The sequence below is a fragment of the Nocardia tengchongensis genome, from assembly GCF_054781395.1.
Genome location: NZ_BAAGUM010000006.1, coordinates 1,278,210 through 1,293,429 on the forward strand (window position 1 = coordinate 1,278,210; position 15,220 = coordinate 1,293,429).

General features: G+C 68.5%; 15 protein-coding genes. 6 read left to right on the top strand and 9 right to left on the bottom strand.

The annotated features are described in order from the left end of the window. Positions 1–11: 11 nt before the first annotated feature. The 4 genes from ACYVKL_RS16870 to ACYVKL_RS16885 all read left to right on the top strand — a co-directional run bounded on the left by ACYVKL_RS16870 (position 12) and on the right by ACYVKL_RS16885 (position 3,184). A complete protein-coding gene (locus ACYVKL_RS16870; protein WP_379164404.1) occupies positions 12–1,151 on the top strand; it encodes an epoxide hydrolase family protein in 1,140 nt (379 codons plus the stop codon). A gap of 44 nt (positions 1,152–1,195) precedes the next feature. Continuing rightward, positions 1,196–1,777, top strand: coding sequence for a TetR/AcrR family transcriptional regulator (locus tag ACYVKL_RS16875; RefSeq protein WP_379164407.1), 582 nt, complete (start codon positions 1,196–1,198; stop codon positions 1,775–1,777). An 80-nt stretch (positions 1,778–1,857) separates the two neighbouring features. After that, a complete protein-coding gene (locus tag ACYVKL_RS16880; protein WP_379164410.1) occupies positions 1,858–2,619 on the top strand; it encodes an SDR family NAD(P)-dependent oxidoreductase in 762 nt (253 codons plus the stop codon). 139 nt (positions 2,620–2,758) lie between these two features. After that, complete coding sequence (locus ACYVKL_RS16885) at positions 2,759–3,184, top strand: DUF4254 domain-containing protein (protein ID WP_213559260.1); 426 nt, start codon at positions 2,759–2,761, stop codon at positions 3,182–3,184. A gap of 26 nt (positions 3,185–3,210) precedes the next feature. Here the strand turns inward: ACYVKL_RS16885 and ACYVKL_RS16890 are convergent, their stop codons facing one another. The 6 genes from ACYVKL_RS16890 to ACYVKL_RS16915 are packed head-to-tail and all read right to left on the bottom strand — an operon-like array spanning position 3,211 to position 11,227. Continuing rightward, on the bottom strand, positions 3,211–5,148 hold the full coding sequence (locus tag ACYVKL_RS16890) for an acetoacetate--CoA ligase (protein ID WP_379164413.1): 1,938 nt from the start codon (positions 5,146–5,148) through the stop codon (positions 3,211–3,213). Between the two features lie 11 nt (positions 5,149–5,159). Further along, positions 5,160–5,993 carry an HpcH/HpaI aldolase/citrate lyase family protein gene (locus ACYVKL_RS16895; RefSeq protein ID WP_357190614.1) on the bottom strand — a complete coding sequence of 278 codons (834 nt, stop codon included), beginning with the start codon at positions 5,991–5,993 and terminating at the stop codon, positions 5,160–5,162. Continuing rightward, positions 5,990–6,475 carry a MaoC family dehydratase gene (locus tag ACYVKL_RS16900; protein ID WP_213559258.1) on the bottom strand — a complete coding sequence of 162 codons (486 nt, stop codon included), beginning with the start codon at positions 6,473–6,475 and terminating at the stop codon, positions 5,990–5,992. Before ACYVKL_RS16900 ends, ACYVKL_RS16895 begins: the two co-directional genes overlap by 4 nt. Beyond that, a complete protein-coding gene (locus ACYVKL_RS16905) occupies positions 6,472–7,632 on the bottom strand; it encodes an acyl-CoA dehydrogenase family protein (protein ID WP_213559257.1) in 1,161 nt (386 codons plus the stop codon). The genes ACYVKL_RS16900 and ACYVKL_RS16905 overlap by 4 nt, the downstream gene beginning before the upstream one ends. Next, complete coding sequence (locus tag ACYVKL_RS16910) at positions 7,629–9,656, bottom strand: acetyl/propionyl/methylcrotonyl-CoA carboxylase subunit alpha (RefSeq protein WP_379164418.1); 2,028 nt, start codon at positions 9,654–9,656, stop codon at positions 7,629–7,631. Before ACYVKL_RS16910 ends, ACYVKL_RS16905 begins: the two co-directional genes overlap by 4 nt. An 8-nt stretch (positions 9,657–9,664) precedes the next feature. Continuing rightward, complete coding sequence (locus ACYVKL_RS16915; RefSeq protein ID WP_379164421.1) at positions 9,665–11,227, bottom strand: carboxyl transferase domain-containing protein; 1,563 nt, start codon at positions 11,225–11,227, stop codon at positions 9,665–9,667. 112 nt (positions 11,228–11,339) lie between these two features. Between ACYVKL_RS16915 and ACYVKL_RS16920 the strand changes: the two genes are divergently transcribed. Further along, entirely contained in the window at positions 11,340–11,933 is a 594-nt protein-coding gene (locus ACYVKL_RS16920) for an SACE_7040 family transcriptional regulator (protein WP_357190606.1), read from the top strand. Between the two features lie 94 nt (positions 11,934–12,027). Here ACYVKL_RS16920 and ACYVKL_RS16925 read toward each other — a convergent pair whose 3' ends face one another. Then, positions 12,028–12,792 (bottom strand): enoyl-CoA hydratase, encoded by a 765-nt coding sequence (locus ACYVKL_RS16925; protein WP_379164424.1) that lies wholly within the window; start codon positions 12,790–12,792, stop codon positions 12,028–12,030. 21 nt (positions 12,793–12,813) lie between these two features. Beyond that, complete coding sequence (locus ACYVKL_RS16930) at positions 12,814–13,257, bottom strand: SRPBCC family protein (protein WP_379164427.1); 444 nt, start codon at positions 13,255–13,257, stop codon at positions 12,814–12,816. 80 nt (positions 13,258–13,337) lie between these two features. Between ACYVKL_RS16930 and ACYVKL_RS16935 the strand changes: the two genes are divergently transcribed. Beyond that, a complete protein-coding gene (locus tag ACYVKL_RS16935) occupies positions 13,338–14,543 on the top strand; it encodes a TetR/AcrR family transcriptional regulator (protein ID WP_379164430.1) in 1,206 nt (401 codons plus the stop codon). A gap of 11 nt (positions 14,544–14,554) precedes the next feature. Here the strand turns inward: ACYVKL_RS16935 and ACYVKL_RS16940 are convergent, their stop codons facing one another. Then, the gene (locus ACYVKL_RS16940; protein ID WP_379164433.1) at positions 14,555–14,758 is read right to left on the bottom strand and encodes a hypothetical protein; all 204 of its coding nucleotides are present in this window, start codon (positions 14,756–14,758) and stop codon (positions 14,555–14,557) included. Positions 14,759–15,220: the final 462 nt, after the last annotated feature.

A 15,220-nucleotide genomic window follows, 5' to 3' on the forward strand; every position in this document is an offset into this window, starting at 1 on the left:
CGGGAGCCACGATGACCAGCGCAGATATCCGTCCGTTCCGAATCGACGTCCCGCAGTCGGATCTCGACGACCTCATCGATCGGCTGGCGCGGGCCCGCCGGCCCCGGCAACTCCCGGGGCAGGGCTGGGAGCGCGGCGTCCCGGTGGACTACCTGCGCGAACTGTCCGAGTACTGGCGCACCGAATTCGACTGGCGCGCGCAGGAAGCGGCGCTCAACGAGTTTCCCCAGTTCCGCACCGAGATCGATGGACTGGACGTGCATTTCCTGCACGTGCGCTCGGAAGATCCGGACGCACAGCCGCTCATCCTCACGCACGGCTGGCCGAACAGCTTCGTAGAGTTCACGAAAACCATTCCCCTGCTGACCAGTCCACGCGAGCACGGCATGGAATCGGCGCAGGCGTTCCATGTCGTGATTCCGTCGGTGCCGGGATTCGGATTCTCCGCGGCCCCGCGCGAATCGGGGATGAAGCCGCGCGACGTGGCCCGTATGTGGGTGGAACTCATGGCCCGCCTGGGCTACGACCGGTACGGCGCGCAGGGCGGCGATCTCGGAGCGTATGTGGTTCAGGAGATGGCGATCGCCGATCCGGACCACCTGATCGGCGTGCACATCGACGGCGGCATCGGGCTGCCGACCGCGGCCGACGTGCCCACCATGACGGCCGAAGAGCGCGCCGAATGGGACCTGATGCAGAAGTGGCAGTCGGGCGTGAATCACCATGTCCTGCTGCGTCAGGCGCCGCAGACCTTCGCGCACGCCTGGACCGATTCCCCCGTCGGCCTGCTGGCGTGGCTGGTGCACAAGTTCAACGAGTTCTCGCCGCTGGCGGACCACCTGGAGGAGGCGGTGGACCGCGATCAGCTGCTGACCAATGCCGCCGTCTACTGGTTCACCGATACCGCAGCCACCTCGTCCTGGCCCATGTACAACGGACTCGGCGACGACGGTTTCGCCTGGCCGGTCGGCCAGAAACTGGTCCCGATGGGTGTGTACTCCGGTGGTTCACCGCTCATGCGCCGGCTGGCCGAGCGTGACAACACGATCGCGTACTGGCCCGAAGGCAACACGGGGAACCACTTCCTGGCCATGGACGTACCCCGGGCGCATGCGGCCGATATCCAGCGGTTCTTCGACCTGATCTCCTGACCAATATTTGACCGTTCGGTCTCGATAGACGTACGCTGCTCGTCATGGCGAGGACCAAGGAGTTCGATCCCGACACCGCGTTGCGCCGCGCTCTCGAATTGTTCTGGGAGCACGGCTACGAAGCGACGTCGATGGCGGATCTGGTTGAGCATCTTGGGATTGCCAAGGCGAGCATCTACGCGACCTTCGGCGGCAAGCGCGACCTCTACCTGAAGGCGCTCCAGCGCTACCTGGAGACCACCGATCCGGCGATCATGGCCGAGCTGTCACAGCCGGGTCCGGTACTGCCCGCGGTGCGGGGCCTGGTGGAACGCTACGTGCGCGAAGCTTCCAGTCCTGATTCGTATCTGGGCTGCATGGTCGTGAACGGCGCGGTCGAGTTGGCGCACCGCGACGAGGCGGTCGCGCGACTCGTCGAGTCCAGCTGGGCGCACCTGGAAACGACGCTGACATCGGCCCTGCTCCGGGCCCGCGCACAGGGTGAACTCGCCCCGGATTCCGATCCGCGTGCACTTGCCCGATTCATCCTGGTCTTCTTTCAGGGCGTGCGAGTGCTGGAGCGCGCGCCGGATTCCGCTGCGCGCCTGCGTGATGCCGCGCGGGTCGCCGTATCCATGCTCGTTTGAACGGTTTTCGATCTATCCACAAGTTTCACGTCTGTCAATATTCAAGACTGATCGTTCTATATAAGGAGCTGTCGACCGTCATGAACGCACGTTTCGATGACAAGGTTGTGCTGATCACCGGCGGCGCGGGCACGATCGCGGGCGCGACGGCCCAGGCGTTCGCCGGGCTGGGGGCCACGGTGGTGCTGGCGGGCCGCGATGCGGAGCGGCTGGCCGAGGCCGCCGGGCAGGTCCGCACCCAGGGCGGGAAGGCGGACTGGGTGGTCGCCGACGTCACCGACGCGGCGCAGGTGGCCGCCATGGTCGAGGAGGTCGTGCGCCGGCACGGCGGCCTGCACGTGGCGTTCAACAATGCCGGAATTTTGGGTACCCCGGCCGCGGTCGGCGATCTGCCGGAGGCCGACTGGCAGCGGGTGCTGGATATCAATCTGACCGGCGTTTTCCTGTCCATGAAGCACGAGATCGCCCATATGCGCGGCAACGGCGGCGGTGTCATCGTGAATATGGCGTCGAATATCGGTTCACACGGCCGGCGTCCGGGGCTGGCCGCGTATGCGGCGTCCAAAGCGGCGGTGAGCGTGCTGTCGCAGACCGCCGCGCGGGATCATATCGGTGACGGCATTCGCATCAATGCGGTCAGCCCGGGGGCGACGGATACGCGAATGTCGTTCCGTCCCGGTGAAACTCGCGACGACCGGGATGCGCGGGTGGCCTCGGCAATTCCACTGGGCCGGGTCGCGGATCCGGCGGAGATCGCGGCGGCCGTGGTGTGGCTGGCCTCGCCGGAATCCGCATTCGTCATCGGGCATGATCTGGTGATCGACGGCGGCGCCACCGCCTGATCTCACCGATTGCGCGCCGCCGACCGGAGGTTCTCCTAGCGGAATGGCAGTGGGTTGTTGAACCGGCAGACATGTGCCTGTCATCTGCGCTGACTAACGTGCTTGGAATTCGCAGGTCGCGGTATTAGGAGCAGTAGCGATGAGGGACACACTGCCATCCAAGAACCAAGTCCTTCAGGCTTGCCGAGGGACAGGCTTCCCCGGACATCCGCTACTACGCGCCGCACACGATCTGACCGGGGTCCACGAACGCCTGCTGAGCGCCCGCCCGGAACAGCATGTCGAACTCGATTCGCTGCGAACGGATTTGGTGCACCAGATCGACTGCTGGGTGACCGCGCAACTGCCGCCGTCGCACGGTGCGGCCCGGATCCACACCGAGACGCTGGGCTCGGTCATCGATCGGCTGGCCCGGCTCACCGCCGCCGCCTACGCCGCGCTGGCCCGCGAATCCGGTCAGGAACTCACCGTGGCGTGGGAGCACCTGGCCGAATTGGCGGTCGGCTACGAGGATTTGGCGTCGGAGGTGTGCACCGGGCGGCGACGGCTGCCCGGTGCACACTGAGAAACGGTGCACACTGAGAAACTCCGCTACTTGCCAGGCTTTTGCGCGGCGTACCAGTCGAGGAGTTCGGGAACGTCGACGGCCGTGGGGGCCACCACGGTGGCGGCCTCCGCGCCCTGGAACAGTTTCTTGATCGGTACTTCCAGCTTCTTGCCGGTGCGGGTGTGCGGAATGCCGGGGGCGGCAATGATTTCGTCCGGCACATGGCGCGGCGACACCTCGGTGCGAATGGTCGCGTTGATGCGGCCACGCAATTCGTCGGTCAATTCGACGCCGGGGGTCAACACCACGAACAACGGCATCCAGTAACCGCCGTCGGGCTGTTCGGCGCCGATGACCAGTGCCTCCGCGATTTCCGGAATGCGTTCCACCGCTTGATAGATGTCAGCGCTGCCCATCCGGATGCCCTGCCGATTCAGGGTCGAATCCGAACGCCCGTGCACGACGATGCTGCCGTGCCCGGTGAGGGTGATCCAGTCGCCGTGCCGCCACACGCCCGGGAACATCTCGAAATAGGCATCGCGATAGCGGGAACCGTCGGGATCGTTCCAGAACGACACCGGCATGGACGGCATCGGCTTGGTGATGACCAGTTCACCGACCTCCTCGCGCACCGGGTTGCCCTGTTCGTCCCATGCGTCCAGGGCCACACCCAGATACGGGGCCGACAGTTCACCCGGCCAGACGGGCACGGTGCGGACACCGCCGATGAACGCGGACACCACGTCGGTGCCGCCGCTGATCGAGGCCACCGGCACCTGCTCACCGACATTGTCGCGCAGCCACAGTGAGGACGACGGCGGCAGCGACGAACCGGTGATGCCGACCAGCCGCAGCGCGGACAGGTCGTGGTCGGTGCGGGGCACGGAACCGGCCTTGGCGCAGGCCAGGACGTAGCCGGGGCTGGTGCCGAGGACGGTCGCGCGGGTTCGCGAGGCCAGCTCCCACAGGGCGTCCGTCGTCGGCGCGCCCGGGCTGCCGTCGTAGCAGACGATGGTCGCGCCCACCAGCAGTCCGGCGACCTGGAAGTTCCACATCATCCAGCTGGGGCTGGTGTACCAGAAGAAGGTGTCCTCCGGCCCGATGTCCGATTGCAGGGCAACGGCTTTCAGATGCTCGAGCAGCACGCCGCCGTGCCCGTGCACGATCCCCTTCGGCTTGCCGGTGGTGCCGGAGGAGTAGAGCACCCACAGCGGGTGCGCGAAGTCCACCGATTCGATATCGAGGTCGACGTCCGCGTCCCCGGGATCGACACTCTCCCAGGCGATCGCGTCGGGCACGTCCGCGCCGATGCGCGACACCACGACAGTTCCCGCCAGTGACGGCAGCCCCGCCCGCAGCGCGGCGATATCGGCGGTCTTGTCGTGCACCTTGCCGCCGAAGCGGTAGCCGTCGGCGGTGACCAGCACCGTGGGCTCGAGCTGGCCGAGCCGGTCGAGCGCGGCCTGCGCGGAATAGTCCTGACCGCAGGCACTCCAGATCGCGCCCAGGCTGGCCGTGGCCAGGAACGCGATCACCGCTTCGGGGATGTTGGGCAGGTAGCCGGCGACGCGGTCACCCGGGCCCACGCCCAGGTCGCGCAGGGTGCGCGCGAACGCGGCGGCGGTGGCGATCATCGAGGCCCAGGAGATCTCGGTGATCACACCGGTCTCGTCGACCGACAGGATCGCCGGGCGGTCGTCGCGGACCTGCCGCAGCACCTGCTCGACGTAGTTCAGCCGGGCGCCCGGGAACCACTGCGCGCCTGGCATTTCCGTGGATCCGAGCACCCCGCCGGTGCGGTCGCCGAGGTCGAAGTAGTCCCAGAGCGCGCCCCAGAACCCGGCCAGGTCGTCGACCGACCACTGCCACAACGCCTGATAGTCGGGCAGGGACAGTCCCGTGCGCTGCTCCACGAACAACGCGAAGCTGGTCACGGCCGCGGCGGCGATGTCGTCGTCGCCGGGCACCCACTGTGGTTCCACCGCAATACCTCCTACGACGCGAATCCCGCGCTGCCGGCCGCGTCGGCCCGCTGCACGATGCGTTCGGCATGCCGGATGACCGGCATGTCCACCATGCGCCCTTCGAAGGTGAAGACACCCCGATGGTTGGGCGCTTCCACCAACAGTCTTTGCGCCCAGTCGACTTCGGTGGCGGCCGGCGCGTAGGCGGTCCGGATGACCGGCACCTGACTGGGATGGATGGCTACCTTGGCGTCGAAGCCGATGGCGACCGCGTCCGCGGACTCGGCGGCCAGCCCGGTCAGATCAGGAATGTTCAGGTACACCGAGTCCAGCGCGAACTTGCCGTACGCCTTGGCCGCCAGCAGCGACTGGGATCGCACGTGCCGGGCCACATCGCGGTAGCCGCCGTGCGCGTGCCGGCTGGAGTTGCCGCCGAGCGCCGCGACCAGGTCCTCCGCGCCCCACATGACGCCGATGGCATTGCGCACCATGACCGCACGGCCCACCGCGAGCGCGCCCAGCGGAGATTCGATGAGCGCGATCACCTCGTAGTCGGCCAGTCGCGTGATCTGCTCGGCCGATTCGCATTTGGGCAGCATGATGCGCCGGTATTCGGTGCGCACCAGGGCGTCCAGGTCGAGCATGTGCTCGAGGGTGCCCGCGGCGTTGACGCGGACGACGGTGCGCTCGGGGTCCAGCGGGTTGGCGATCAGCGCCTCGCGGGCCGCCGCCTTGTCCGCCTCGGCGACGCCGTCCTCGAGGTCGATGATGACCACGTCGGCGGCGGTCAGGGCCTTGCCGTACCGCTCGGGCCGGTCCGCGGGGCAGAAAAGCCAAGCGGGGCCGGGCATTTCCCAACTCATGCAGTTTGCTTTCTGACGAGGGTCTTGCGGTTCGCGGTGGCCACGATGTCACCGTGCTGGTTGCGTCCGGTGTGCGCGAAGGTCACGATGCCCTCGCCCGGACGGCTCTTGGATTCCCGCAGGTCGGTCACCACGGTCTCGGCGTACAGCGTGTCCCCGTGGAAGAGCGGCTTGGGGAAGGCGATGTCGGAGAAGCCGAGATTGGCCACGATGGTGCCCTGGGTCAGCTGCGCGACCGACAGGCCCACCAGCGTGGACAGCGTGAACATGGAGTTCACCAGCCGCTGATGGAACGGCGGCAGCGCCTCGGAGAACGCCGCGTCCAGGTGCAACGCCTGGGTGTTCATGGTCAGCGTCGTGAACAGCACATTGTCGGCTTCGGTGATGGTCCGCCCGGGCCGGTGCTCGTACACCACGCCGATCTCGAACTCGTCGAACCACAAGCCCCGTTGGACGACCCGCTTCGGGGCTGCGTCTGTCACAGCCCGAGCTCCCGCCCGATCAGCATCAACTGCACCTCCGTGGTGCCCTCACCGATTTCCAGGATCTTGCTGTCGCGATAGTGCCGGGCCACAGCATATTCGTTCATGAACCCGTAGCCGCCGAAGATCTGCGTGGCGTCGCGGGCATTGTCCATGGCGGCCTCGCTGGCGACCAGCTTGGCGATGGCGGCCTGCTTCTTGAACGGCTTGCCGGACAGCATGAGCGCGGCCGCGTCGTAGTAGGCGGTGCGGGCCATGTGGGCGCGCGCCTCCATGCGGGCGATCTTGAAGGCGATGGCCTGGTTGCTGCCGATGGCACGGCCGAACGCCTCGCGCTCCTTGGCGTAGCGGACACTCTCGTCGACACAGCCCTGGGCCGCGCCGACCGACAGCGCCGCGATGGCGATGCGGCCCTCGTCGAGGATGCGCAGGAAGTTGGCGTAGCCGCGGCCGCGCTCGCCGAGCAGGTTCTCGGCGGGCACCCGGACGTCGACGAAGCTGAGCGGGTGGGTGTCGGAGGCGTTCCAGCCGACCTTGTTGTAGGCGGGCTCGGCGGTGAAGCCGGGGGTGTCGGCGGGAACGATGATCGTGGAGATCTCCTTCTTGCCGTCCACTCCCCCGGTCACCGCGGTGACCGTCACCAGCCGGGTGATATCGGTGCCCGAGTTGGTGATGAACTGCTTGGAGCCGTTGATGACCCAGGTGTCGCCGTCGAGCACGGCGGTGGTGCGGGTGCCGCCCGCGTCACTGCCCGCGCCCGGCTCGGTCAGGCCGAACGCGCCCAGGGCGCGCCCGCTGGCCAGCAGCGGCAGCCATTCCGCCTTCTGCTTGTCGTTGCCGAAGCGGTAGATCGGCATGGCGCCCAGGGAGACACCGGCCTCCAGGGTGATGGCCACGCTCTGGTCGACCTTGCCGAGCTCCTCGAGCGCCAGGCAGAGCGCGAAGTAGTCGCCGCCCATGCCGCCGAACTCCTCGGGGAAGGGCAGCCCGAACAGGCCCATGTCGGCCATCCCGGAGACGACCTCGTACGGGAAGCTGTGCTCGGCGTCGTGCTTGGCGGCGACCGGCGCCACCACCTGGTTGGCGAAGTCGCGGACGGTGAGGGCGAGGTCGCGGTACTCGTCCGGAAGCGTTCCGGTGGACAGGAAATCGGTCATGACTGGGTGTTCTCCTCGGCGATGATGCGAGCCAGCGGCTGTTCGAGTTTCACCTGCGCGCCGGGCGCTACCAGCATTTCGACGCGGCCGGCGATGGGTGCGGTGAGGGTGTGTTCCATCTTCATGGCCTCCACCACCACGATGGGCGTGCCCGCGGCGACCACGTCGCCGTCGGCGGCGGGGGTGGCGATGACCGAACCCGGCATGGGGCTCTGGATCTCGGCGTCGCCGACGTGGGCGTCGCCGCCGCGGACGTCGGCCTCGGCGACCTCGCGCAGCAGGGCGGTGCCGGTGCGGTCGGCGACCCAGATGTGGCCGGGCGCGGTGGCGACCCGGTAGCGGATGCGCAGGCCGTCGATGGCGAGGATGAGTTCCTCGCCCTCGGAATGGACTGTCAGTGTGCGCTTCTCACCGTCCTCGAGCTGAGCCGTGGCCTGCTCGGGAGTACCGGTGAAGAACACGTGCGCGGTGCGGTCGCCGCCGGTGAGGCGGATGCCGATGGGCGCGTGCGCGCCGACCCGCCAGCCGGTGGGCTGCTGCCAGGGGTCGACCGGGCCCGTCGGCCAGTGCCGCAGCCACAGCTGCGCGGCGGCCGCGATGAACTGCTCGTCGGTGACGGCGGCGGGCGCGAAGTCGGCGGCGCGGCGGTCCAGCAGGCCGGTATCGAGCCGGCCGGCCAGGACGTCCGGGTCGGCGAGCAGGAAACGCGCGAAATCGGTGTTGGTGCGCACGCCGAGGATCTGGGTGTCCCGCAGGGCCGCATCGAGTTTGGCGATGGCCGCGCCGCGATCGGCGGCGTGGGCGATGACCTTGGACAGCATCGGGTCGTAGTCGGAGCCGACCACGGTGCCGGTGCGCAGGCCCGAATCCACCCGCACCCCCGGGCCTTCCGGCTCGGACAGGGCGAGCACGGTGCCGCCGGTGGGCAGGAAGTCGCGGCCCGGGTCCTCGGCGTACACGCGCGCCTCGATGGCGTGCCCGGTCAGGCGCACGTCCTCCTGCGCGGCGGCCAGCTTCTGCCCGGCCGCGATCCGCACCTGGCATTCCACCAGGTCCACGCCGGTTACCAGTTCGGTGACCGGATGTTCCACCTGGAGCCGGGTATTCATCTCCATGAAGAAGAACTCGTCCGGCGCGTCCGCGGAGACGATGAACTCGACCGTGCCCGCGCCGACGTAGTCGACGCTGCGCGCGGTGTTGCAGGCGGCCGCGCCGATGCGCGCGCGGGTCTGCGCGTCCAGCAGCGGCGAGGGCGCTTCCTCGATCACCTTCTGGTGGCGGCGCTGCAGGCTGCATTCGCGTTCGCCCAGGTGCAGCACGTGACCGAACTGGTCGGCCAGGATCTGCACCTCGATGTGGCGGGGCTTGGTGACGAAGCGTTCCAGGAACAGGGTGTCGTCGCCGAAGGCGGCGCCGGCCTCGCGGCGGGCGCTGACCAGGGCGGCGGGCAGATCGGCCGGGTCGTCGACGCGGCGCATGCCCTTGCCGCCGCCACCGGCGGACGGCTTGACCAGCACCGGGTAACCGATCTCGGTTGCGGCGTCGATCAATTCGGCGTCGGTGAGGCCGGGCTTGGCGATGCCGGGCACCACCGGGACGCCGTATTCGGCGACCGCGTTCTTGGCGGTGATCTTGTCGCCCATGATCTCGATGGCGCGCGCGGACGGGCCCAGGAAGGCGATGCCCGCGGCGTCGAGCGCGGCCGCGAAGGCCGAATTCTCGGACAGGAAGCCGTATCCCGGGTGCACAGCTTGTGCACCGGAGCGCACGGCGGCCGCGACCACCTTGTCGATGTTCAGGTAGGACTCGCGCGCGGCGGCCGGGCCGAGGCGGACCGCGGTGTCGGCTTCGCGCACGTGGCGGGCGTCGGCGTCGGCGTCGCTGTAGACGGCGACGGACCGAATTCCCATGTCGCGCAGGGTGCGAATGACACGAACCGCGATCTCGCCGCGATTGGCGACGAGGACGGTGTCGAACACGACGGGCTGAGCTTTGTCGGAGACAAATGTGCGAACAGTGTTCATCAAGGTCATCACATCCGGAAGACGCCGTAGGAGACGGGCTCGAGCGGGGCCTGCGCGCAGGCCGAGAGGGCCAGGCCGACAACGGTTCTGGTGTCGGCCGGGTCGATGACGCCATCGTCCCAGAGGCGGGCGGTGGAGTAGTACGGATTGCCCTGGGCCTCGTACTGCTCGCGGATCGGGGCCTTGAAGGCTTCGAGGTCCGCCTCCGACTGGTCACCGCGCACGGTGGCCAGCACCGAGGCGGCCTGCTCGCCGCCCATCACCGAGATGCGGGCATTCGGCCACATCCACAGGAAGCGCGGCGAATACGCGCGCCCGCACATGGAGTAGTTGCCCGCACCGTAGGAGCCGCCGATGACCACGGTCAGCTTGGGCACCCGGGCGCACGCCACCGCGGTCACCATCTTCGCGCCGTGCTTGGCGATGCCGCCGGCCTCGTAGTCGCGCCCGACCATGAAGCCGGTGATGTTCTGCAGGAACAGCAGCGGGATCTTGCGCTTGTCGCACAGTTCGATGAAATGCGCGCCCTTCATGGCGGATTCGGCGAACAGCACGCCATTGTTGGCGACGATGCCGACCGGGTGGCCGTGGATCCGGGCGAAGCCGGTGACCAGGGTCTTGCCGTATTCGGCCTTGAATTCCTGGAATTCGCCGCCGTCGACCATGCGGGTGATGACCTCGCGCACGTCGTAGGGGGTGCGCAGGTCCACCGGCACCACGTCGTACAGCTCGTCCTGCGGCGCGATGGGGTCCACGGTCGGTGCGACATCCCACGGCGTCGGCGTCTTCGGGCCCAGCGTGGCCACGATATTGCGCACGATGCGCAGCGCGTCCTGGTCGCTCTCGGCCAGGTGGTCGGTGACGCCGGAGGTACGCGAGTGCAGGTCGCCGCCGCCCAGTTCCTCGGCGGTGACGATCTCACCGGTGGCGGCCTTCACCAGCGGCGGGCCGCCCAGGAAGATGGTGCCCTGGTTGCGCACGATGACGGTCTCGTCGCTCATGGCCGGGACGTAGGCGCCGCCCGCGGTGCAGGAGCCCATGACCGCGGAGATCTGCGCGATCCCCTTGGCGCTCATATTGGCCTGGTTGAAGAAGATGCGGCCGAAGTGCTCGCGGTCGGGGAACACCTCGTCCTGCCGCGGCAGGTAGGCGCCGCCGGAGTCGACCAGGTAGATGCACGGCAGGTTGTTCTGCAGCGCCACCTCCTGGGCGCGCAGGTGCTTCTTCACCGACATCGGGTAGTAGGTGCCGCCCTTGACGGTCGCGTCATTGGCGAGGATCACGCACTCACGCCCGGAGACCCGGCCGATGCCGCCGATCATGCCCGCGCCCGGGCATTCGTCGTCGTACATGCCGTTGGCCGCCAGCGGCGACAGCTCCAGGAACGGGCTGCCGGTGTCGAGCAGCTGGTCCACCCGCTGACGCGGCAGCAGTTTGCCGCGGGCCAGGTGCCGTTCCCGGGACTTCTCGGGTCCGCCCAGCGCACTGACGGCCAATCGGTCCCGCAACTCCTCGACCAACGCCAGGTGCGCGTCCCGGTTCCCGGTCCGCGTCTGTTCGGTCAGCGTCATGCGCTCCGCCTCCCCGTGCAACCTTTTCGGTCCGCTCGGTTAGTCACCAATAACTGGAAAATAAGATAATCTTCACTAACTGAGTTGTCCAGCACCGCTGAGAGGAGCCACGGTGAACAGTGCGGAAACCGCCGGGCTCACCCGTCGCGAGCAGCTCAAGGCGCAACGACGCGAGCAGCTGCTGGAGGCGGGGGCGCGACTGATCGCGGACCGCGGCTTCCTAGGCATGCGGCTCGACGATCTGGGCGCGGCGGCCGGCATCAGCGGGCCCGCGGTGTACCGGCACTTCCCCAACAAGGAGGCGCTGCTGGTCGAGCTGCTGGTCGGGATCAGTCAGCGGCTGCTCGACGGCGGCCGGGCCGTCTCCGAGCATGCGGCCTCACCGCGCGAGGCCTTGGAGGCGCTCGTCGAGTTCCACCTCGACTTCGCCCTCGGCGAGCCCGAACTCATCCGGATCCAGGACCGTGACCTGGAGAATCTGCCCGACTCGGCCCGGCGGCAGGTCCGCCGCACCCAGCGGCAGTACGTCGAGGTCTGGGTCGAGGTGCTGCGCAAACTCCACCCGGAACTACCCGAGCAGGCCGCGCGAGTGCAAGCGCACGCCACCTTCGGCCTGATCAACTCCACCCCGCACAGCGCGCCGGCCACCCTGGCGACCCGCGCTCGCCCCGTGCTGCGCCGCATGGCATTGGCCGCGCTCGGCTGAGAGCCCGACGGCGGCACGGAGTACCGAAAAGAATGGCGCAGCCGGATGCGAATCCGACTGCGCCACTGTTCGTTTCACTTCATCGTTGCCAGTTTCAGCTGGTCGAACCGCTGATCCGGGTCTGCGCCGCGGCCAGGCGGGCCGCGAACTCCGGGGATTCGAGCGAGGCCAGCTGCGGGATCACCTCGGTGCTCACCGCCTCGGCGTGCGCGGCCAGGGCGCGGGTGGCGCGCATGGTGCGCTTGGTGGTGATGAGCAGCTCGCGGGGGACTTCCGCTGTCGCGCAGGCGTATTCGACGGCGGCGTCCACCAGGGCGGCGTGATCGCCGTCGATGACCCGGTGCACCAGTCCGGCGGCCGCCGCGGCGTGGGCGTCGAGCACCTCACCGAACAGGGTCATCGCCGTCGCCTGCTGCGGTCCGACCGCGCGCTGCAACATCCAGGTCATGCCGCCGCCGGGGTGGATGCCCAGGCGCAGGAAGCGCGCGTCGAAGCGGGCCGCGGGATTCGCGAAGCGCAGGTCCGCGGCCAGCGCCAGGTTCAGGCCCGCACCCACGGCCTGGCCGCCGACCGCCGCGATGGTCGGCAGCTTGCAGCGGGCCACCGCGAGGAAGCCTTCGTAGATGGCCCGCAGGCCCTCTTCCTTCGCCTCACCCAGGGCGGTCAGGTTCGCGCCCGCGCAGAAGGCGGGGGGCGTGCCGGTGACCACCAGCGCGTGCACCGATTCGTCGGCTTCCGCGTCCGCCACCGCGTCCGCGAGATCGGCGGATAGATCCAGCGTCAACGCATTCCGCTTGTCGGGGTCGTGCACAGTCACGAGCGCCACGGCGTTCAGGCGCTCCACCTTGATCTCGGCCATGGCCCCAGATGGTAACCCCCGTCACGCACCGCGCAGTTCGCGCGCGGCGGTCCGCAGCACCATCTCGAAGCTGGCGCGCACCACCGGCACGGACAGGGTCGTCCACAGCGGTGAGAGCACAGGCGCGGCGAGCTCGAAGGAGGTCGACCAGTGCACCCGGGTGCCGCCCGCGACCGGCTCGCAGCTGATGAAACCCTCTTGATGTCGCAGGCGCGGAACGGATTTCAGTCCGCGGTAGCGCATCAGCCGGGGCGGATCGTATTCGGTGATCTCCTGGGTGAGACGCATCAGCGGGGTGACCACCAGCCGCACCGCGCCCACGCCGTTGCCCGCGGTGTTTCCGGGGCGGACCAGGGTGACCCGGCGGACCAGCGGAACCCGTTGATAATTGGCGACATCGGTGAGCCAGTCGAAGACATCCGCGGGCGGGGCGGCGATGGTGCGTTCGACGTCGACCGTGCGCATTCCGGCAGACTACCCAGACCGGCGGCTCGGCGTCATACACTGCGGCAATACCGAGATCGACCGGTGACTACCATTGCGATATGACCGTCGAGGAGCAGCCACCGCGCGTGATCCGCCGTCGCCCGAAGAACCGGCGGGCGCAGATCGCCGCCACTTCGGCCGCCGCGTTCGGATCGCTCGGCTATCACGGCGTGAGCATGGAGGACATCGCGACGCGGCTGGGCATTTCCTCCGCCGCCCTGTATCGGCACTATCCGAGTAAATACGCGCTGTTCCGGGAGGAATTGCTACGGCTGTCGCGGCTCACCGCGGAGGCGGCCACGCTGCCCGAGGACTCCGAGGGCCTGTCCGCGCGGGAGCGGCTGAACCGGGTGCTGGATCGGATGATCGCCGAGACCATCGCCAATCGCGCCACCGTCACCCTGGTGCGCTGGGAGCGCCGCTATCTCGACGACACCGATCGGCAGATCCTGGAGGAGCAGTTCATCGTGGCGCTGACCACGCTGCGCGCGCTCATCGCGGATGTGCGGCCCGAACTCGACGGGCACGATCGCGCGGTGCGGGCGGTGTCGATGCTCAGCGTCATCTCCAGCATCGGCGACCACCACGCCACGCTGCCCGCGAAATCCTTGACGGCCCTGCTGCATTCGGCCTGCGACGCGATCCTCGACACTGAACTGCCGCCGGAGGGCACCGTCACCGAGGCGCCGCGGGCGGCGGAGATCCCGCGCAGCTTCAAGCACGAGCTGCTGCTGAAGAAGGCCGTCGAGCTGTTCCATCAGCGCGGCTATCCCAATGTGAGCGTGGAGGACATCGCGGCGGCAGCCGATCTGTCGGCGGCCTCGGCGGTGTACCGGTACTACCGCAGCAAGGGCGATCTGCTGGCCGCCGCGTTCCGCCGGGCGGCGGACCGGGTGTCGGGGGCGATCGGCCCGGCGGTGGCGTCCTCGTCGAGTCCGGCCGAGGCGCTGCGCACGCTGGTGGACCTGTATGTGGCGGGTTCGTTCGCCGAGCGCGAGCTGACATTCGTGTACTACGCCGAGTTCGGACACGTCTCGGCGGAGGAGCGCACCATGCTGCGCAATGTGCAGCGGCTCATCGTGGCCGAGTGGGTGCGACTGCTGGTGGCGGTGCGCCCGGAGCTGTCCGAGGCCGAGGCGCGCATTCTGGTGCAGGCCGGGTTCGGTCTGGTGGTGGATCTGGGCCGGGAGTTCGGCGCGCACGGGTCGATCTGCCCGCAGCCCAGGGTGATCCGGCTGATGGAGGTCACCCTCTTCGGCAGCTGAGCGCGCGGTGTCTAGGCCTCGAGGGCGGTGAGGGGCACGAACGGCGCGTAGTCGCTGACGGGCCCGTTCTCCCACCCCCACAGCGAGACCGGGTCGACGGCGACGCCGCTCTGCAGGATCAGCCGCCAGCCGCCGTCCTCGCGCTGCCAGATATCGCCGTCGCGGTCCCAGTAGAGACCGATGATGTGGGGTTCGACAGTCTTGGGCCGGCTCATTGTTTCCCTCTCATAGCTAACCGTCAGCGATTGCGTGAGTTCGGGCGGCCGGACTCCGCATTCATGATTCGCGCGAGCACGGCCTCATAGTCTTCGCTCTGGCTCATAACTGTCACCATCGCCAATCCCTGAGTAGCGGTCACAACGAAAAGGATTCGCCGCTTCGCTTCGGGGGCTGTTTCGTGGTGAAGGGGGCTTGTCTTCTAAACAAATATATTTGCCAATCATTCGCTCGCCCAGGAAGCTGCGTGCGCGAGTCGAATTCGGCTGCCCGTTTCCGCCCGCGCTTCTCCGGTTTCGGCCGAGCCCCCTCCACCCCCTCATGTCCGAATCATCCGGTTACACACTGGTGGTCGTCACGCGACGCGGCTCCGAGGCCGGCCCCGGCAGGCTCGGCGCACACCGGTCGACACGCACTGATCGTTCGGGCGGCGGCTCCCGATCACCGGTATCGTGCGGTAC